10 protein-coding genes are annotated in these 20562 nt (G+C 61.2%); 8 read left to right on the top strand and 2 right to left on the bottom strand.

The window, feature by feature from the left end; translation table 11 throughout:
- The first annotated feature begins 78 nt into the window (after positions 1-78).
- A complete protein-coding gene (locus tag AACP62_RS05190) occupies positions 79-5523 on the top strand; it encodes an acyl-CoA dehydratase activase-related protein (RefSeq protein WP_339346841.1) in 5445 nt (1814 codons plus the stop codon).
- Between the two features lie 81 nt (positions 5524-5604).
- The gene (locus AACP62_RS05185; protein ID WP_029677865.1) at positions 5605-6258 is read left to right on the top strand and encodes a sugar O-acetyltransferase; all 654 of its coding nucleotides are present in this window, start codon (positions 5605-5607) and stop codon (positions 6256-6258) included.
- Positions 6259-6356: 98 nt separating this feature from the next.
- Here the strand turns inward: AACP62_RS05185 and AACP62_RS05180 are convergent, their stop codons facing one another.
- On the bottom strand, positions 6357-7064 hold the full coding sequence (locus tag AACP62_RS05180) for a TetR/AcrR family transcriptional regulator (protein ID WP_339346838.1): 708 nt from the start codon (positions 7062-7064) through the stop codon (positions 6357-6359).
- Positions 7065-7272: 208 nt separating this feature from the next.
- Between AACP62_RS05180 and AACP62_RS05175 the strand changes: the two genes are divergently transcribed.
- The 6 genes from AACP62_RS05175 to ileS all read left to right on the top strand — a co-directional run bounded on the left by AACP62_RS05175 (position 7273) and on the right by ileS (position 19466).
- Positions 7273-8607, top strand: a complete 1335-nt coding sequence (locus AACP62_RS05175; protein ID WP_339346837.1) for an MFS transporter — start codon at positions 7273-7275, stop codon at positions 8605-8607.
- Between the two features lie 51 nt (positions 8608-8658).
- Positions 8659-10014 carry a glycoside hydrolase family 30 protein gene (locus AACP62_RS05170; protein ID WP_425332912.1) on the top strand — a complete coding sequence of 452 codons (1356 nt, stop codon included), beginning with the start codon at positions 8659-8661 and terminating at the stop codon, positions 10012-10014.
- 33 nt (positions 10015-10047) lie between these two features.
- Positions 10048-12132, top strand: a complete 2085-nt coding sequence (locus AACP62_RS05165) for a beta-galactosidase (protein WP_339346835.1) — start codon at positions 10048-10050, stop codon at positions 12130-12132.
- 69 nt (positions 12133-12201) lie between these two features.
- The gene (locus AACP62_RS05160; protein ID WP_339346834.1) at positions 12202-14502 is read left to right on the top strand and encodes a glycoside hydrolase family 3 N-terminal domain-containing protein; all 2301 of its coding nucleotides are present in this window, start codon (positions 12202-12204) and stop codon (positions 14500-14502) included.
- 70 nt (positions 14503-14572) lie between these two features.
- On the top strand, positions 14573-15847 hold the full coding sequence (locus tag AACP62_RS05155; RefSeq protein WP_339346831.1) for a glutamate-cysteine ligase family protein: 1275 nt from the start codon (positions 14573-14575) through the stop codon (positions 15845-15847).
- 274 nt (positions 15848-16121) lie between these two features.
- The gene (gene ileS, locus AACP62_RS05150) at positions 16122-19466 is read left to right on the top strand and encodes a mupirocin-resistant isoleucine--tRNA ligase (protein ID WP_339346829.1); all 3345 of its coding nucleotides are present in this window, start codon (positions 16122-16124) and stop codon (positions 19464-19466) included.
- 122 nt (positions 19467-19588) lie between these two features.
- On the opposite strand, the gene AACP62_RS05145 is transcribed toward ileS, so the two are convergent.
- Positions 19589-20536 (bottom strand): aldo/keto reductase, encoded by a 948-nt coding sequence (locus AACP62_RS05145; protein WP_339346828.1) that lies wholly within the window; start codon positions 20534-20536, stop codon positions 19589-19591.
- Between the last annotated feature and the right edge of the window lie 26 nt (positions 20537-20562).

The following is a 20562-nucleotide window of genomic DNA, read 5'->3' as shown; positions in this document are numbered from 1 at the left end:
AATAAAGTAAGCCGGATATGATGTGGTGTCTGCTTTTCGAACCCATCATGCGGCGGTCTCACGGATTGAGGTTGTTTCATGTCTGATGGCGTCGACATAGCGGGTCGATATAAGGGCACAGGACCGCGGGATCTCCTGCGTGTGGGTTTGGACATCGGTTCCACCACAGTCAAGGCCGTGGTTCTTGGCACAGGGGATAGATTGGATCAGGCGCTTTTCAGCGACTACCGCCGTCACCACGCCAATGTGCGGCAGTGCGTGGCGGAACTGGTCACGGACATCAAGCTTTCCCTGTCACGGGTTGGCCTGGCCGGCAATCCCATCAGCCTGGTGATCACCGGCTCGGGCGGATTGGAACTGGCTAGCCAGCTTCAGGCCGAGTTCGCCCAGGAGGTCATTGCTGAGACCGAGGCCATCAACGCCACCTATCCCGAGGGGGACGTGATCATCGAGCTGGGCGGCGAGGATGCCAAGATCACCTATCTGAAGCCCACCCCGGAGCAGCGGATGAACGGGTCCTGCGCTGGCGGAACCGGAGCCTTCATCGATCAGATGGCCACCCTGCTCAACACCGATGCTTCCGGCCTGAACGATATGGCCTCCAAGTACAAGACCATTTATCCCATCGCCTCGCGCTGTGGGGTCTTCGCCAAGTCCGACCTGCAGCCCCTGATCAACGACGGAGCCGCCAAGGAGGATCTGGCTGCATCCATCTTCAACGCTGTTGCGACTCAGACCATTTCAGGTCTGGCCTGCGGACGTCCCATCCGCGGCAACGTGATCTTTTTGGGTGGACCACTCTTCTTTATGAGCGAGCTGAGGGAAGCCTTCAAGCGGATCCTCCAGGACAGGGTCAGTCGCTACATCATCCCTGAGAACGCGCACCTCTACGTGGCCTATGGCGCCGCCATCATGGCTGGCCGCCACGACCAGGACGACCAGGACAAGGCATCGCAGGTCAAGACCGACTACTCGCCGGAGACCGATGTGAACGACCCCTTCGGCCCGGCCTGGGGGCTGGACCAGGCGGAGGTCGACAAGGCACGGTCCGAGAAGGCTTCGAACCTGGACAAGATGGCTCTGCAGGATGCCATGCAGGATGGCCGCACCACCACCTTGGTGAACGGTGAGAATAAGGTTCAGGCGACCGAGGCCACCAAGGATGCCGGCAAAAACCAGGACATGCACTTTGATCTGACTTCCTTGGATGGTGTCCTCTCCGCCCTGAAGGGCCTGGAGAACATGCCTTCCACAGCCAGAACGATCCGCCCACTCTTCCTGAACGAGGAGGAGCGCAGGGAGTTCAACGACCGTCATGGTGCCCAGGTCATCCCCACCGGGGATCTGTCCGGAGCCAAGGGGCCGCACTTCCTGGGCATCGATGCGGGCAGCACCACCATCAAGGCCGTGCTGATCAACGACGACAAGACCATCGTCTGGTCCACCTACGGAGTGCATAAGGACAGCCCGCTGATCGCCGCCGCCAACATCGTCAAGGAGGTCAGGAAGTCCCTGCCCGAGGGCGCCTACATCGCCCGGGCCTGCGCTACCGGATATGGTGAGGGCCTGGTCAAGGCCGGCCTGCATGTCGACGAGGGCGTGGTCGAGACCATGGCCCACTACCGGGCCGCCGAGGAAATCAGTCCAGGCGTCACCTCGGTCATCGACATCGGCGGGCAGGACATGAAGTACATCGCCGTCAACGACGGAGTCATCGATTCGATCTGTGTCAACGAGGCCTGCTCGGCCGGCTGCGGGTCCTTCCTGCAGACCTTCGCCCAGTCCATGGGCATCAGCATCCAGGAGTTCACCAAGCAGGCGCTGGCCTCCGAGGCCCCGACCGATCTGGGCTCCCGCTGCACGGTCTTCATGAACTCCTCGGTCAAGCAGGCTCAGAAGGAGGGCGCCTCCCCGGAGGACATCGCCGCCGGGCTCTGCTACTCGGTGGTCAGGAACGCCCTCTACAAGGTCATCAAGCTGCGTGACGCCAACGCCCTGGGGCCGGTGGTCGTGGTCCAGGGAGGCACTTTCCTCAACGATGCCGTCCTGCGGGCCTTTGAGCTCCTGACCGGTCGCCAGGTGACCAGGCCCAACATCGCCGGACTCATGGGAGCCTACGGCGCCGCGCTGACGGCCCGCATGCACTGCCCGCAGAATGAAGAGGTCGAGGATTTGGCTGCGGCCAGCTCCCACGTGGCCCACCCCTCCATGAACGTGGTCGACAGGGAGAAGTCCGTGGCCAGCACGCCTACCACCCCCAATAGGGCGCCGGCTTCCACCAAGACGAAGTTGTCGCCAGCCGCCGTCAACAAGATTGCCTCCAAGAACGACCAGGGGTTCAAGGCGACCCTGCCCGATCTGAAGGTGCAGGACGGCCATGTGGTCAGCTCCATCCTGGCGGGGGGCGATCTGGACAACCTGTCCATGACCACCACCCACGATGTCTGCAAGCTCTGCCAGAACCACTGCAAGCTGACCATCACGGAATTCGAGGACGGCGGCCGCTATGTGACCGGGAACCGCTGCGAACGTGGCGGGGACAAGAACAGGAAGCGCTCCGACCGCCCCAACCTTTACGACTTCAAGTACAAGCGGGCCTTTGCCTACCGTCGCCTGACCCCGGACAAGGCCACCAGGGGTGATATCGGCATCCCCCGTGTGCTCAACATGTACGAGGACTACCCCTTCTGGTTCACCCTGCTGACCTCACTGGGCTTCCGTGTCATGATATCCGGGCGTTCCAACCATGAGCTCTTCGAGAGCGGGATGGAGTCCATCGCCTCCGAGAACATCTGCTACCCGGCCAAGCTGGTCCACGGGCATATTCACTCCCTGGTCGACAAGGGCATCAAGACCATTTTCTACCCCTGCGTCACATACGAGCAGGAGCTGGTTCCCGATACGGACAACCACTACAACTGCCCCATCGTGGCCAACTACCCGGTGGTGATCGAGGCCAACATGGCCGAGCTCAAGGAGAACGGCGTCCGCTTCATGCGGCCCTACTTCAACCTGTCCAACAAGGAGAAGATGGTCGAGCGGATCGTCAAGGTCTTCGACTGGGCCAAGGTGAGCGAGGAGGAGGCCCGGACGGCCGTCCAGGAGGCCTATCGTGAGGATGCCCGGTTCAAGGAGGACGTCCGCCAGGAGGGTCTTCGCGCCCTGGCCTACATGCAGGAGTACGGGGTCAAGGGCGTGGTCCTGTCGGGACGCCCCTACCATGTGGATCCCGAGGTCAACCACGGCATTCCCGAGACCATCTGCTCCCTGGGCATGGCCGTGCTTTCAGAGGATTCGATCTGCGAGCTGGACGTGCATAAACTGCCCAAGCTGAGCGACTATATCATTCCGGCGGCGGGAGAGCGGGCCCTGGCCTCCAACAACCCCACGGCCGCCAAGTTCCGCAAGACCGTGCCGAGTTTCGGCGACGACCATCAGAAGATGCCCTTGAGGGTGACCGACCAGTGGGCCTACCACTCCAGGCTCTACTCGGCAGCCAGGTTCGTCTCCGAGTATCCCGACCTGCAGCTGGTCCAGCTGGTCAGTTTCGGATGCGGCGTGGACGCCATCACCACCGACCAGGTCCAGGAGATCCTCGCCGATAAGGGCGATGTCTACACGCAGCTGAAGATCGACGAGGTCTCCAACCTGGGTGCGGCCAAGATCCGTCTGCGCTCGCTGAAGGCCGCCATGGACGAACGCCATCAGCGGGATCTGGCCCAGGAGGACAGCGAAGACCAGGAGGAAACCGCCGTTATGGAGCAGGCGCCCGCGAAGGTCCCGGCTAAGGTTGCTGACGACCCATCGCCTGACCGGGTCCAAGCGGAGGATTCATCCGATTCTCAAGATTCGCAAGACTTTGCCAGCGATATGGAAGCAGTAGACGAAGATGCGTCTGACAAGCTGACATCCGATGGGTTCCGGTCCACCAATGCGCAGAAGATCAACCTGTCCCAGCGCAAGGCCGATATTGTGGCTTTGGCACGGTTCGTGGCTCTGCACGATAAGAGCGACCAGGGTCTGATAGGCCTTCACCCCATGGGCATCAGGCCCATTCGGGAGACCATGGCTTCGCGGCAGAAGGAGCAGGAAGCTGACAGCCAGGGCAAGGATGTTCAGGCTAGCGGGGCCGCTGCCAAGCCGACCCTGTCCAAGTACGCCACCGAGCATCGCTTCACCAAGGAGATGGGGCACAAATTCACAGTGGTGGCACCGCAGATGTCCCCCGTGCATTTTTCCCTCCTGGAGGCGGTCTTCTCCAGCGCCGACTATCACTTCGAGCTCCTGAAGCATGCCACAGCCGAAGACATCAATACCGGGGTCAAGTACGTCAACAACGATGCCTGCTTCCCTGCCATCATCGTGGTGGGGCAGCTGGTCAACGCCTTCCTGTCCGGCAGGTTCGACCCGCACAAGTGCGCGGTCATCGTCACTCAGACCGGCGGCATGTGCAGGGCAACCAACTACTATGGCCTCCTACGCAAGGCCATGGCTGATGCGGGCTATGGCTACGTCCCGATCATCACGCTGAGCGTTCAGGGATTCCGGGCCAATCCCGGTCTTCAGGTAACCCCAGCCCTGCTGCACCGGGCCGTCAAGGCCTTCTACCTGGGCGATGCCATGATCGAGTGCCTGCTCAGGGTCCGCCCCTACGAGCAGGAGCCCGGCTCTGCCAACAGGCTCTACAAGCTCTGGGACACGATCTGCAAGGAGACCATCGAGCACCACGGGTACTCTAAGACCGCCAAGCAGGTCTACGGTCACGGCTATCTGCCTTATCGCACGCTGATGAAGCGGATGATTCGGGCCTTCGACCAACTCCCGCTGCGCAATATCCCCCGCAAGCCCCGGGTGGGCGTAGTAGGCGAGATCCTGGTGAAGTACCATCCCGATGCCAACAACCACGTGGTCGACCTGATCGAGAGCCAGGGCTGCGAGGCCGTGCTTCCCGGTGTCTGCGACTTCATGGTCAACGGCATCTCCAACGCTGAATGGAACGAGGAGATGCTGGGCACCGGTGGCCAGGTGGGTGTCAAGAAGATCGTCCTCAAGGCGGCTGACGCTTATCGAGCGCCCATGATCGCCGGCTTCAAGGCCTCCCATGGAAAGTTCGACATTCCCGCTCACATCACCGACCTGAGGGAGAAGGCCGCCTCGGTCACCTCCCTGGGCGTTCAGGCCGGAGAGGGTTGGCTCCTGACCGGCGAGATCATCGAGCTGATCCAGTCCGGCGCCCCCAACATCGTCTGTGCGCAGCCCTTCGCTTGCCTGCCCAACCATGTGACCGGACGTGGCATGTTCGGCAAGATCCGCAGGACCTACCCTGAGGCCAACATTGTCTCAATCGACTATGATCCCGGCGCCTCAGAGGCCAATCAGCTCAACAGGATCAAGCTGATGATCGCCGCTGCCAAGAAGCCGGGCGACCAGCAAAAGCTCAGCCAGGACCGTAAGGCTGCCGTCGAATCCCATCCTGCGGAATCGACCGTTCAGGACGAGGAGAAGGTTCTGGAGAGTCTGTAGTCGGTCGAGGCCGGTGTTCGGAGCCAACGCGCCGGCCTCGGAATTGCTGAACCACGAAGATCAAGGAAAGAGGGGGTTCCCATGACCAGCCGCGAGGAGATCAAGGCTCTGCTGGACACCGACCAGATATACATCGCCGATACGCCTGAAATGAAGCAGGTCCAGGACGCCCAGCAGGATCTGGTCTTCGAGTTCAACGCATGCCGTCCCAGTCAGGTGGAGAAAAAGCAGGACCTCTGCAAAAAGATGTTCGGCTCCTTCGGTCAAGGCAGCTGGATTGAGGGACCAGTGCGGGCCAACTGGGCCTGCAACACCTACTGGGGGAGCAAATGCTACGCCAACTTCAGCCTGGTTCTGGTTGACGACGGACGAATTGACATAGGTGACCATACCATGTTCGGACCCAACGTCACCATCGTCACCACCGGGCATACAATTCGGCCCGATATACGCATATATGGAACGCCCCAGTTCACCGTCCCGGTCAGCATCGGCAAGAATGTATGGATCGGAGCAGGCGTCATCATCATGCCGGGTGTGACCATCGGAGATAACACGGTCATCGGCGCTGGTTCCCTGGTCACCAAGGACATCCCCTCTGACGTGGTCGCCTACGGTCATCCCTGCAAGGTCGTCCGTCCCATCGACGAGCACGATTATGAATACTTCTGGAAGGATCGCCGGTATCAGGCGCCTTATGATGCAAGGCCTTTCAGGATGGATCAAGTGGGTTGATTCCCCGGATACCATCATCACTTGAGGCTAGGTAGTTTCTGATGACTGGTCTGCGCATCGGCAGAGGGTGGTTCCTACCACTATGCAGCCTGTGCTGATCAGCGGCACCCATCCCAGAGCGGCAAGGGGAAAAGCAAGTCCTTGAACAGGTTCCATTCCTGGACATAGTCGATTTTCGGCTCCCGCAGCAGTCGTATTTGTATGCCGTCCATGACTTCCACGCTCATCCTGACGCTGTCTTGCATATCGCTGGACCAATTCATGCCGTCGGGGAGCGCCCAGGGGAACTTGGAATAATGCTCCCACACTTCTTCTGGTCTGCGGAGAAAATAATCATGCAAGGGATGGTTGGTGGAGATGGCTTCGGTTTCCAGGACCGTATATAGCTGGGTGAGTTCAGGCTGACCCGCGTTGTGGGCTACCAGATAGTCAAAATAGGCCGGAAGATGCGGGTGATCGGGGTCGGACCCGGGCAGGCCTGTCTGCACGAATTCCTCTGGAGTGCCATTGGCGTCATAGATATCCGTGACCAAGAGGGAGAGCAGTCCTTCTTTGCTGCCTACATAATGGAGGACGCCTGGTTGGGACATCCCCACCATGTCAGCGACATCTTTGAGTGATATGCCGTTGTATCCATGTTGGCTGATGAGATGGGCGGCAGCCTGTGTGATTTCGGCCCGTCTCACCTCTGGTGATTTTCTGGTTCGGCTCGCCATTGTCTGCTCTTTCGGCTCCTTTTCACTATCCTTGAGCGCCTGGGTACTGCCGGTCGTCTGATACTCATGGTACCTGGGGGCCGGATTCATAACAGTGACGCCCGCAGATTCAATAGGGTTTCGACTCGGTAGAGTAAAGAGCAAAGAAGTTCTGGTGATTTAGGTTCTGCGCCGGATCGATGATTTGACAAAGTTATCGAATAACTGTTAGATATATGATTATCTAATGGTTGGTAGATATGGTTGTCTGCCACACATTGGACGTGTCAGAGAAGACTAGTTGAAAGAGGTCGACACCATGAGCGACTCAACAACCCCGGCATCGGACGATTCTGAACTTCTGCAGGCGCATAAGGCCGCCCTTGCTGCAGCCCAGCGGGATCCACTGTTATCGCCCGAGACCGGCAAACCGGTTCCCAAGAAGACCCTGTTTCGGTTTGGCGCGAGCTTCCTGGCCTTCGGCATTCTGTGGATGTCGGGCCTGGGAATTGTCAGCATCGTGCTGCTTCCAGAGCATCTCAAGCAGGTCCCAGGCATTGCTCCCGAGGCGTTGATGGGCATAGTCAATGCCTGTACCGCTGTGGCTTCGCTGGTCTCCAACCTGCTCTTTGGAAACTTCTCTGATCGTAGCCGCTCCCGGTACGGGCGTCGAACGCCGTGGGTCCTGGGCGGTGCAGTCCTGGGCGGTGTGACCCTGTTCCTGACGGGCATGACCACCAACCCGGTCCTGCTGACCATCGTCTATTGCCTCTGCATGTTCGGCCTGAACTGCATGATCGCCCCTATGGTGGCCATCCTGTCCGACCGCGTGCTCTCCGGTGTGCGCGGGACCCTGTCCGCCTTCTATGGAGCAGGCTCTACCATCGGTTCACCCATCGGCTCTCTTATCGGCGCGGCCCTGGTGACCCATATGTTCACGGGCTTCGTTCTCGCCGGTCTACTCATGTTCCTGGGTGGTGTCGTGGCCATTCTAATCATGCCCAGGGAAGGCTCGGCTGCTTACCTGCCCAAGGATGAAGGCACCCTCATGGATGTGCTCAAGTCTTTCCAGCCTCCGCGCTTTCATGGGGCCCATGACTTCTATAAAGCCTTTGTCGGAAGACTCTGCATGCTGTTGAGCTATCAGATGATCTCCGCCTATCAGCTCTACATCATCGAAAAGTATGTAGGTCAAACCGTAACCCAGGCTGCCGCAACCATTTCGGTCATGTCAGTCATCACTATGGTGGTATCTCTTTTGGGTTCTTTGGTCTCCGGCCCGATTTCGGATTTGATCGGACGGCGCAAGGTGCCGGTGGTCGTCGCCTCCGTCCTCTTCGCTCTCGGCATTGCCATGCCCTGGATCAGCCCCACGGTCATGGGCATGTATCTATACGCCGGCATCGCCGGGTTCGGTTATGGAGTCTATTCTTCCGTCGACCAGGCGCTTAACGTCGATGTTCTGCCCAGCAAGGAGGAAGCCGGCAAGGATCTCGGCATCCTCAACCTGGCCACCACGCTGGGGCAGATGGCCGGCCCTCTGGTCATGTCCTTCATCACGCTGAACTGGGGTTATGCGGCGGCCTTCCCCACGGCCATCGCCTTCGCCCTGCTGGGATGCGTCTTTATCCTGATGATCAGAAACGTCAAGTGACACCGGCGTCTGTGGACATACGGGAAAACCATGTAAAGGAGCAGAAGATTCATGAATAGGAAGGCAGAACTGATTTGGGTTGCAACCACTCGGCAGGAGGCCATGCAGGAACAGCACTTGGCTGTCTCTGCGCTGGAGTCATCGCCCGATCTGGAATACACCGGCGGTAAGTTGCAGGCTCTGCGAGGGTTTGGTGGCTGCTTCAATGAGTTGGGGTGGCTGCCCTTGCAGGAGCTGGGGGAGGAGAAACGTGATGGGGTCATCCGTGAGCTCTTCAGTCCGGACGAGCTGAACCTGACCTTCAACAGGACCCCGGTGGGCGCCAATGACTTCGCCGCGGGTTGGTACAGCTACGACGAGACCGACGGCGACTATGACCTGGAGCATTTCAGCGTCGAACATGACGAGCAGACCCTGATTCCATACATCCGCCAGGCCCAGAAGTACCAACCGGACATGGGACTGTTCGCCAGCCCTTGGAGTCCGCCCACCTGGATGAAACGGCCCAAGGTCTACAATTTCGGGCGAATCGACATGAGCGAGCGCAACCTATCTGTTTATGCCCGTTATCTTCTGCGGTATGTACGCGAGTATGACCGCCGCGGCATCCACATCGACCAGCTGCATGTGCAGAATGAGGTCTTCGCGGACCAGAAGTTTCCATCCTGCCTGTGGTCCAGCGAGGACATGCGCATCTTCATCCGCGACTACCTGGGTCCTCTCTTTGCCAAGGAGGCGCCGAACACGGCCATCTTCCTGGGAACGCTCAATGGTCCCGAGGATATGAAATTCGCTCCCGAAGGCATGATCCTGGAAAACTACAACCGGTACGTGGACAACATTCTCTTCGACGAGAACTGCCGCAGGTACATCGCCGGCATCGGTTACCAGTGGGCCGGCCAGCATGTCATCGAGCGCACCCACCAGTCCTGGCCGGAGATTGAGCTGGAGCAGACCGAATCCGAATGCGGTATGGGCGGCAACACCTGGGAATACGCCGAATACGTCTTCTCGCTGGTCAACCGGTATCTTCGGGCTGGAGCAACCTGCTACACCTACTGGAACATGGTCCTGGGTCAGGGCATATCCACCTGGGGCTGGCGACAGAACTCCCTTTTCTCCGTCGATACTGCCACTGGCCAGGTCAGACGGAATCCCGAGTACTACGTCATGCGCCACTACTCACACTATGTGCGCCCGGGCGCCCGCCTGCTGGATACCCGCGGTCATTTCAGCTCCATGGCCACAGCCTTCGAAAACCCGGATGGATCGATCGTTGTCGTGGCACAGAACGCCTTGGATCGTGCCATGCCCTTCTCCTTCTCCGGGCCGGAAGAAGACGGCGAAGGGAGTCAAGGTTTTAAGGCGACCCTTGAGCCACGATCCTTCAACACCTTCGTCCTATAAATTGAGATTCTTAAAGTAAGATTGGAGTTCATCATGACAGACAACGCAGTCCGCACGCGCCTTCCGGACAGGCTCATCTTCGGATGCGCCTACTACGACGAATACATGCCCTATGAGCGGGTGGACAAGGACATGTCCATGATGAAGTCCGCCGGCATCACCACCATTCGTATCGCCGAATCCACCTGGAGCACCCTGGAGCCCCAGCCCGGCGTATTCGACTTCAGCCATGTGGACCGGGTGCTGGAAGCGGCTGGACGCTTCGGCATTCAGGTCATCGTGGGCACGCCCACCTATGCCGTCCCCGCCTGGCTGGTCGCCATGCATCCGGATGTTCTGGCGGACACCCCCAAGGGCCACAACCGGTATGGCGCTCGTCAGATCATGGACATTGTCAATCCTTCCTACCGGTACTATGGCGAGCGCGTCATCCGCAGGCTGATAAGCCATGTGGCCGATAACCCCCAGGTGATCGGCTACCAGGTCGACAATGAGACCAAGTACTACGACTGCGTATCGCCCGACATGCAGCGGCTCTTCGTCAAGGATCTGCGACGGCGCTTTGACAATGATCTGGACCGTCTCAATGCGGCCTTTGGCCTGGACTACTGGTCAAACAGGATCGACTCCTGGGAGGATTTTCCCGATTTGACCGGGACCATCAATGCATCCCTGGGGTCGGCCTTCGATCGCTTCCGCCGAAGCCAGGTCAGCCGCTACCTGGCTTGGCAGGCTGGCATCGTGCGCGAATATGCCCGCGACGACCAGTTCGTCACCCACAACTTCGATTTCGACTGGGGCCCGGGCTGGTCATATGGCGTCCAACCAGCCGTCGATCACTTCGAGGCGGCCGAATGCCTGGATGTGGCCGGTGTGGACATTTATCACCCCACTGAGGATGACCTGACCGGAAAGGAGATCGCCTTCGGCGGGGACATGACCCGCAGTCTGAAAGGTGGCGCCAACTACCTGGTCCTGGAAACCGAGGCCCAGGGGCAGAATGGCTGGTTGCCCTACCCGGGCCAGCTACGGCTGCAGGCATACAGCCATCTGGCATCGGGTGCTGACGGAGTCATGTATTGGCACTGGCATTCCATCCACAACTCTTTCGAGACCTACTGGAAGGGGCTGCTTTCGCAGGACATGGAACCCAACCCCACCTATGAGGAGGCCGGCCAGTTCGGCAGGCAGATAGCGCAGAAGGGTGTGGGGGAGCGCCTGGTCAACCTTCAAAAGCGCAACAAGGTTGCCATCATGGTGAGCAACGACTCCCTGACCGCCCTGGACTGGTTCTCCCTGGAGACCGGCTTCCCCCGTCAGCAGGGGCAGATCTCCTACAATGATGTGGTCAGACGGGTCTACGATGCCCTCTTCGAACTCAACATCGAGTGCGACTTCATCAGCGACAAGGCTGACCGGTCCCAGCTGGGCCGCTATGCCATGGTCCTGGTTCCTGCCCTCTACAGCAGCAATGAGGATACGCTGAAGGCCCTGGCTGATTATGTCCGTCAGGGAGGTCACCTGGTGGCCACGCTGCGCTCCTTCGTGGCGGACGAGAACCTCAAGGTCTGGCATGACAAGGCTCCCCACCTGCTGACCGACGTGTTCGGCATCGACTACAACCAGTTCACTCGTCCCGGCAAGGGTCTGACCCTGGATCTGCACGGGTCCGACCAGGCCGGACTGGCCTGCCAGGGACTGATTGAGCTGCTGAATCCGAGACCAGGCACTCAGGTCCTGGCCTCTTATGACCACCCGGTCTGGAAGCGGTACGCAGCCGTGACCCGTCATGATTACGGCCAAGGCAGCGCGGAGTGGATCGGCACCCTGCCGTCGGCTCAGGGCATGCAGATGTTGCTTTCGGATGCGGCGGATGCGGCTGGCTTGAACGGTCCCGCCCGGGACCTGGCTGGTCTGGTCACCGTGCGGGAGGGCATCAATTCCCTGGGGGAGCAGGTTGCCTACCTGCTCAATTATTCCTCCAAGGAGGTCAAGCTGGAAGCGCCTTACGGAGGGCATCTGCTGGTGGCCGACGGGCAGGCTGATTCTCAGGCGCAAGTGGACCAGGGCCAGCCCATGACCATTGGACCCTGGGACCTGGCGATCATCGTTCGATAGACCGGCTTCAGGTTGACCGGACTAAGTATATGAGTGGATGAGTGCTCCGAAAGAAAGGAAGGTGCCCAGATGGTATCAAGAAAGTTGACGGAAGACCTGCCCTACCGCAATCCCGACCTGAGCGTGGATGAGCGAGTGGCCGACCTGCTGGGCCGGATGACCCGTGAGGAGAAGGTGGGCCAGATGATGCAGCTGGATGCCCACCAGGGGGTCGACAAGGAGGTGGTGGACCAGCATGCCGGGTCCCTGCTGCATGTCTCTCCGCAGAACATGATCAAGGCTGACAAGGCCGTTCATCGCACCCGTCTGGGCATTCCCCTGCTGATTGGCGACGACTGCATCCATGGCCATTCCTTCTTCCGCGGGGCCACCATCTTTCCCGAGCAGCTGGGCATGGCAGCCTCCTTCGACCCTGAACTGGTCCAGCGGATGGGGCGAGCCACAGCCCAGGAGGTCGCCACAACAGGCATCCACTGGACTTTCTCCCCGGTGCTCTGCATCGCCAGGGACACCCGCTGGGGCCGGGTGGATGAGACCTTCGGCGAGGACCCCTTCCTGATCGGCGAGATGGCCTCGGCCATGGTGCGCGGCTATCAGGGCGGATCAGCCATGACCGGAACCCTGCCCAAGGACGCTGTGCTGGCCACGGCCAAGCACTTCGCCGGCTACTCCGAGACCCAGGGCGGGCGCGACGCCTCCGAGGCCGACCTTTCGCACCGCAAGCTGCTCTCCTGGTTCCTGCCGCCTTTCGAGCGGCTGGCAAAGGAGGGCGTGGCCACCTTCATGCTGGGCTACGAGTCCATCGACGGGGTACCGGTCACCATCAACAACTGGCTACTCAACGACGTGCTCCGAGGACAGTGGGGCTACCAGGGCACCCTGATCACCGACTGGGACAACGTGGGCCGGATGGTCTGGGAGCAGAAGGTGCAGCCCGACTACACCAGGGCCGCCGCGGCCGCCGTCAAGGCCGGCAACGACCTGATCATGACCACGCCCGGTTTCTACCAGGGAGCCTTGGATGCACTTGATGCCGGGCTTTTGCACGAGGAGGACCTCGACCGGGCGGTCAAGCACATCCTGGCTCTGAAATTCCGCATGGGGCTCTTCGAGGATCCACGTCTGCCCGACCCAGAGGCCCAGAAGGTGGTCATCAACTCAACGGAGCACCAGGAGCTCAATCTCCAGGTGGCCCAGGAGTCGGTAGTTCTTTTGAAGAACGACGGCATCCTGCCCCTGTTCGGCGGGGTTGATGCCGATGGCCGCCCTGGCGATGATTCAGCACATAGCATCGCCCTGGTGGGTCCGCTGATTGACGATGCCCAGAACCAGCTGGGGGACTGGGCCGGCGGCTCGGGTCAGTGCGACTGGATCAAGGACCAGCCGCGGGAGATGATCTCGACCGTGGCCGACGGTCTGCGCCGGGAGCTGCCTGAAAACTGGCGGCTCGACTGCGAGCAGGGCGTCGACGTGCTCCGTCTGGTCGACGACCCGGCGGGCAAGCTCTTCCCCGACGGCCAGCCCAGGCCCAAGGTGGCAGCCCCGGCCAGGATCAATCAGGACCGCTTCGACAGGGCAGTGGACCTGGCCAGGCAAAGCGACCTGGTGGTTGCCGTGGTCGGCGACGTGGTCCAGCTGGTGGGCGAGGGCCGTTCGACTGCCACCCTGGAGCTCTACGGTCCTCAGCGTGATCTGCTGGATGCCCTGACGCAGACGGGCAAGCCCATGGTCATCGTGCTCATGTCCTCCAAGCCGCTGATCCTGCCTCCGTCCGCACAGTCTGCCAGGGCTCTGATCTGGCAGCCCGACCCAGGCATGCAGGGCGGCCGTGCCCTGGCCGGGATTCTCACCGGCAAGGTTGAGCCCACAGGCAGGCTGCCCATCACCTTCCCCAGGCATGCCGGGCAGCTGCCGGTCTACTACAATCAGATCCGGGGCCAGCATGGTGACCGCTATGCCGATCTGACCCAGGATCCGGCCTTCGCTTTCGGTCAGGGTATGGGCTACACCACCTTTGCCTACGGAAAGCCCCAGGTCGATGGACCGGATACCGTCGGACCCGAGGACGCGGTCAGGGTGACCGTGGACCTGACCAACACCGGCCAGCGGCCAGGCACTGAGGTGGTCCAGGTCTATATCAGCGACCTGGTGACTTCCGTCAGCTGGGCTGACCGCGAGCTCAAGGCCTTCCAAAGGATTCAGCTGGATCCAGGGCAGACCCGGAAGGTGGTCTTCGATCTGCCGGTGTCCGAGTGGACCCTGGTCGATGCCGACTGCAACCGCAGGGTCGAGCCTGGTCAGTTCCAGGTGCTGGTGGGTTCCTCCTCGCGCAGGGAGGACCTGCAGGCCGTGACGGTGACCGTGGGTTGACCACTGTCCGGTAGCGGAACTCCTCGCGTGTTGGTTGCCCAGGGCCCTCGCCCGCTCCTACCATGACAGCATGAGCAAAAGCGTAGGCGCTGGGTATGCGCACCTGTTGACGGTCCCCAATCCGCGGCATGTGGCCAGCCTGGTCGACTACTTCTCGCGCGGGTCAAAGCCGCGGTCCCAGTGGCGGTTCGGCATCGAGATTGAGCATCTGCCGGTCCGCAACGATGGGTCCGATGCCCCGGTTCCCTATGAGGGTGAGCGGGGTATCGAGGCCCTGCTGTCGGCATTGGAGCCCTGCTACGACGGCGATAAGGAATACCGGGAGGACGGTCACCTGGTCGGGCTGAGTAGACCGGGTTGCGTGGTCTCTCTGGAGCCCGGGAGCCAGGTGGAGTGCTCCTTAGGCGTGGTCCGGGACAGCCGAGAATTTGAGGATCTCTACCGTCGCTTCCGTGCCGAGGTCGATCCCGTTGCTGAGCGTCTGGGGTTCCGGCTGGTTGAGTACGGGTACCGTCCGGCCGGGTCCTACGCGGATGTGGGGGTCAATCCCAAGGAACGCTATGCGGTCATGAACACTTACCTGGGTCGCATCGGCCAGTGCGGACCCATGATGATGCGCAGCACCGCCTCCACCCAAATCAGCATCGACTACCAGGACGAGGACGATGCCATCGTCAAGATCCGTCTGGGCACGGCCATCGGGCCCATTTTGGCCTACTTCTTCCGCAACACTCCAATTTTCGAGGGCAAGCCCAACCGCATGCCCCTGCGGCGCCAGCGCATCTGGGACTGGCTCGACACCCAGCGCACAGGTCTGATTCCTGGGCTGTTCGAGGACGGCTTCGGCTGGGAGGACTATGCCGTGGATATGCTATCCACCCCGCTCATGGTGGCCGACGTCTCCCACACTCCGGAGGTGGAGGGGCCGCAGGGGCAGCAGGTCTTCATCGCCTGGCATGAAAACGCCGGTGAGATCTATCCTGACCGCCGTCTCAACGATGCTGAGATAGCGCACATCCTGACCACGCACTTCAATGATGTCCGTCTGAAGAATTACATCGAGCTCAGGCACTGGGATTCCCTGCCCATGGAACGTGCCAGCCGACTTCTTGAGGTCGTCGGTGGCATCTTCTATGACTCGGATCGATTCGCCAAACTGGTCGGACTTTTGGACGGGGTGAGCGAGGAGGATGTGCTTGCAGCCAAGGCCGACCTGCAGGTCCGTGGCGGCCAGGCCAGCCCCTATGGTCGCTCCCTGGACTTCTGGCGGCAGGCGCTAGGTGCAGAGGACACTCTGGATGAGCTGCCGGGTGATTCTCGTCATCCCGATCGCTTCCAATCCTGACGACTGTTCGTTATGCGAACGGGCGAGGACGGTTTCCTGAGGATGGTATAATCTGGTCACCAATGGGCCTTGATCCGTCATCAGCGGGGAGCCCTCGGAAGAACAGGATTGCTCGCGGCGGTCCTCAGTAGAACCGACGGGTGGGCCCGCATAGCCCAGATCAAGCGGTCCGACGTGGGTCATTGGCCGGGCAAGCGAGGTGGTACCGCGGTGGGCCCCATGGGTCCCTCGTCCTCGACATGGCGATATGAACGACCAGCGAGGAGTGTGAACGGTGAATCAGACCACTGATACCTCAGATGCGAAGAATCGGGACGGCGAAGTCTATCCCAAGGCGGTGGTGGACCCGGCTCTGGCCAAGGTGACGCCCAATCCCTCCTTCCCCCACATGGAGGAGTCCGTTCTGGACTATTGGGATCAGGACGACACCTTCAACAAGTCGGTGGATCGCCGCCCGTCCGGCGATCACGCCGACAACGAGTTCGTCTTCTTCGACGGTCCGCCCTTCGCCAACGGCCTGCCGCACTACGGGCACCTGCTGACTGGCTACGTCAAGGATGTCATTCCCCGCTACCAGACCATGAAGGGCCACAAGGTCAACCGGGTCTTCGGCTGGGATACCCACGGTCTGCCTGCCGAGCTGGAGGCTCAGCGCGAGCTGGGCATCGACAGCGTGGATCAGATCGAGCAGATGGGCATCGAGAAGTTCAATGACGCCTGCCGCGCCTCGGTGCTCAAGTACACCAGCGAGTGGAAGGACTACGTCCACCGCCAGGCCCGCTGGGTGGACTTCGACCACGGCTACAAGACCCTGAATGTCTCCTACATGGAGTCGGTCATGTGGGCCTTCAAGACCCTCTACGAAAAGGGTCTGGCCTACGAGGGCTACCGGGTGCTGCCCTACTGCTGGAAGGATCAGACGCCTCTGTCCAACCACGAGCTGCGCATGGATGCCGACGTCTACCAGGACCGGCAGGACACCACCGTCTCCGTGGCCGTCAAGCTCAGGGACGAGGACGCTTATGCGGTCTTCTGGACCACCACCCCCTGGACCGTCCCCACCAACCTGGCCATTGTGGTCGGCGCCGACATCGAGTACTCGGAGGTCAGCCCGGTGTCCGGGCCCTTCGCCGGCAAGCGCTTCTATATCGCCACGGCCCGCCTGGGAGACTACGCCAAGCAGCTGGGGGAGGACTACCAGGTGGTCCGCACCCTCAAGGGGTCCCAGATGGAGGGCTGGCGTTACTGGCCGGTTTTCCCCTACTTCGCTGGAGAGCAGGCCGAATCCGAGGGCGGCACCCCCGGCCCCAACGCCTATACCATCTACACGGCCGACTACGTCGACACCGTGGAGGGCACCGGCCTGGTCCACCAGGCTCCCTATGGCGAAGATGATATGAACACCCTGAACGCCAAGGGGATCCGCAGCGTGGATGTCCTCGATGCCGGGGCCGTCTTTACCGAGCAGTGCCCTGAGTACCAGGGCATGCAGGCCTTCGATGCCAACATGCCCATCGTTCGCAACCTGCGCGCAGGAGATGGCCCTCTGGCACAGATCCCAGCCGAGCATCGGGCTCTCCTCTTCCAGGAGAAGAGCTACGTCCATTCGTATCCCCACTGCTGGCGTTGCGGCACACCACTGATCTACAAGCCGGTCTCCAGCTGGTTCGTCTCCGTGACCAAGATCAAGGACCGTCTGCTGGAACTCAACCAGCAGATCAACTGGATCCCCGGAAACGTCAAGAACGGCCAGTTCGGCAAGTGGCTGGCCAACGCCCGTGACTGGTCCATCTCCCGCAACAGGTTCTGGGGCTCGCCCATCCCGGTCTGGGTTTCGGACGATCCCAAGTACCCCCGGGTGGATGTCTACGGGTCCCTGGATGAGCTCAAGAAGGACTTCGGCCGTTACCCGACCGATGACAAGGGACAGATCAACATGCATCGGCCCTGGATCGACCAACTGACCAGGCCCAACCCGGACGACCCGACCGGCAAGTCCACCATGCACAGGATCACCGATGTGCTGGACTGCTGGTTCGAGTCGGGATCCATGCCCTTCGCCCAGTTCCACTATCCCTTCGAGAACAAGCAGTACTTCGAGGACAGGGATCCCTGTGATTTTGTGGTGGAGTACATCGGCCAGACCCGCGGCTGGTTCTACACCATGCACATTATGTCCACGGCCCTCTTCGACAGGCCGGCCTTCAAGAACGTGATCTGCCACGGCATCGTCCTGGGCTCCGACGGCCAGAAGATGAGCAAGCACCTGCGCAACTATCCGGATGTGAACGAGGTCTTCGACAAGTACGGATCCGATGCCATGCGCTGGTTCCTGATGAGCTCTTCCATCCTGCGCGGCGGCAACCTGGTCGTCACCGCTGATGGCATCCGCGACACGGTCCGTCAGGTCATGTTGCCGGTCTGGAGCTCCTACTACTTCTACACGCTCTATGCCAACGCGACCAATAAGGGCGCCGGCTACCAGGCCCAGGCACTGACACCGGACCGTGTGGCCGACCTGCCGGAGATGGACCGCTTCCTGTTGGCACGGACGCGTCGGCTGATTCAGTCGGTGCAGAAGGCCCTGGACGACTTCGCCATCTCGGATGCCTGCGATGCGGTGACCGACTTCATCGACGTGCTGACTAACTGGTACATCCGCAACAACCGCGACCGCTTCTGGGGCGAGGACCACCAGGCCTTCGACACCCTCTACACGGTCCTGGAGGCCTTCGCCCGCGTTTTGGCCCCCCTGGCACCCATGGAGGCCGAGCAGATCTGGCGTGGTCTGACCGGCGGCGAATCGGTCCACCTGGCCGATTGGCCCTTCCTGGCCGATGAGGCCACCGGGCGGGAGACCGAACTGGGACAAGTCCTGCGCGACGATCCTGCCCTGGTAGCCGCCATGGAGAAGGTCCGCGAGGTGGTTTCGGCCACCCTGGCCCTGCGCAAGGCCGAGCAGATCCGTGTCCGCCAGCCCCTGTCCCGGTTGACCGTGGTGGTCCGTGACCCCGATGCGGCCCGGCCCTACGTGGATGTGCTCAAGTCCGAGCTCAACATCAAGGATGTGGAGTTCTGCACCCTGGATCAGGCCGGCCAGCACGGCCTGCGAATCATCCACGATCTCAAGGTCAATGCCCGGGCTGCCGGACCCCGACTGGGCAAGCAGGTCCAGTTCGTCATCCGGGCCTCCAAGCAGGGCGACTGGTCCGAGCAGAACGGGCATGTGGTCGTCACTACCCCCGACGGACCGGTGGCCCTGGAACCAGGCGAATACGAGCTGGACAACCGGATCGAGCAGGAGGATGGCTCCCAGGCCGACAGGTCGGCCTCCGCAGCCCTGCCCACCGGCGGCTTCGTCATCCTCGACACCCAGCTGGACGACGACCTCCTGGCCGAGGGCTATGCCAGGGATCTGATCCGCCAGGTTCAGGATGCCCGAAAGACCGCCGGTCTGGACATCGCCGACCGGATTCGGCTGACGCTGACCCTGCCTGCCGAGGATGCCCCCAAGGCCCAGCAGTTCAACGACCTGATCGCCCACGAGACATTGGCCACCAGCCTGACCGTCAATGTCGGCGATGTGGACCAGCCGCAGGTGGACCTGGTCAAGGCCTGACCCGTAGTCGCATAAAAGGGCTCCCATCCTGTATTGGACGGAAGCCCTTTTCATTCGATCTGTCTGCTGGGAAGGCCGATTGCCTCAAAATCGGCCCTGCTGCTGGCAACGAAGCTTGCAGATCAGCCCTTGACCTTGTCGCTGACCTGATCCAGGGTCTGCATATCCTGGTCGCTCAGTTCCAGATGGGCAGCAGCAAGCAGGGCCGGCAGCTGCTCAGGGGTGCGTGCGGAGGCGATGGGGGCCGCAATCCCAGGTCTGCGGTTGAGCCAGGCTAGGGCTACGGTGGCCAGTTCGACCCCGTGAGCCTTGGCGATGCCGTCCATGGCGGCGACCACGTCCAGTCCCTCCTGGGTGAAGAAGTCCTTGACCATGCCCTCGCGCTTCTTGCCCTTGAGGTCGTCCATGGTCCGGTACTTGCCCGTCAGGAAGCCCGAAGCCAGCGAGAAGTAGGGGAAGACCGCCAGATCCTCGTCCTTGGCGACCTGCATGAGGCCACCCTCATAGGTTTTGCGGTAGACCAGGTTGTACTGGGGCTCCAGGGCCACCGGCTGGGTCAGACCCTCTTTGCGTGCAATGCTGAACCACTCGCGGATCCGGTCCGGGGTGTAGTTGGACACTCCGATGGCCCGGACCTTGCCCTCCTTGACCAGCTTGTCGAAGGCTGTCGCAGTCTCCTCCAAGGGGGTGGAGCTGTCGTCGAAGTGCGCGTAGTAGAGGTCGATCACATCCAGGCCCAGTCTGAGCAGGGAGGCATCGGCGGCCGCCTCTATGTTCTTGGCCGAAAGACCGGAGTACTGGGGGTGCTGGCTGACCTTGGTGGCCACCAGGACCTTGTTGCGGTTGCCGTTCTTGGCCAGCCAGCGGCCCAGGACGATCTCGGACTCGCCGCCGGAGTGGCCGGGGGCCCATGCCGAGTAGACGTCAGCTGTATCGATCAGGTTGCCTCCGGCTTCTGTGTATGCGTCCAGGACCCGGTCAGACTCGGATTCGTCGCTCGTCCATCCGAAGGTGTTGCCTCCCAGGACCAGGGGGAAGATATCGGCGTCAATGTCGCGTAGCTTTGCCATGTTCATCCTTTCAGTCTGAAGTCTTG

The sequence above is a fragment of the Bifidobacterium apis genome, from assembly GCF_036986835.1.
Lineage (GTDB): Bacteria > Actinomycetota > Actinomycetes > Actinomycetales > Bifidobacteriaceae > Bombiscardovia > Bombiscardovia apis_A.
This window is presented reverse-complemented; position numbering and strand designations above follow the sequence as displayed.

Bases quoted from the DNA above. Each gene is read 5' to 3' on its own strand.
- AACP62_RS05190 (WP_339346841.1), top strand. From the start codon at position 79: ATGTCTGATGGCGTCGACATAGCGGGTCGATATAAGGGCACAGGACCG.
- AACP62_RS05185 (WP_029677865.1), top strand. From the start codon at position 5,605: ATGACCAGCCGCGAGGAGATCAAGGCTCTGCTGGACACCGACCAGATA.
- AACP62_RS05180 (WP_339346838.1), bottom strand. From the start codon at position 7,064: ATGAATCCGGCCCCCAGGTACCATGAGTATCAGACGACCGGCAGTACC.
- AACP62_RS05175 (WP_339346837.1), top strand. From the start codon at position 7,273: ATGAGCGACTCAACAACCCCGGCATCGGACGATTCTGAACTTCTGCAG.
- AACP62_RS05170 (WP_425332912.1), top strand. From the start codon at position 8,659: ATGAATAGGAAGGCAGAACTGATTTGGGTTGCAACCACTCGGCAGGAG.
- AACP62_RS05165 (WP_339346835.1), top strand. From the start codon at position 10,048: ATGACAGACAACGCAGTCCGCACGCGCCTTCCGGACAGGCTCATCTTC.
- AACP62_RS05160 (WP_339346834.1), top strand. From the start codon at position 12,202: ATGGTATCAAGAAAGTTGACGGAAGACCTGCCCTACCGCAATCCCGAC.
- AACP62_RS05155 (WP_339346831.1), top strand. From the start codon at position 14,573: ATGAGCAAAAGCGTAGGCGCTGGGTATGCGCACCTGTTGACGGTCCCC.
- AACP62_RS05145 (WP_339346828.1), bottom strand. From the start codon at position 20,536: ATGGCAAAGCTACGCGACATTGACGCCGATATCTTCCCCCTGGTCCTG.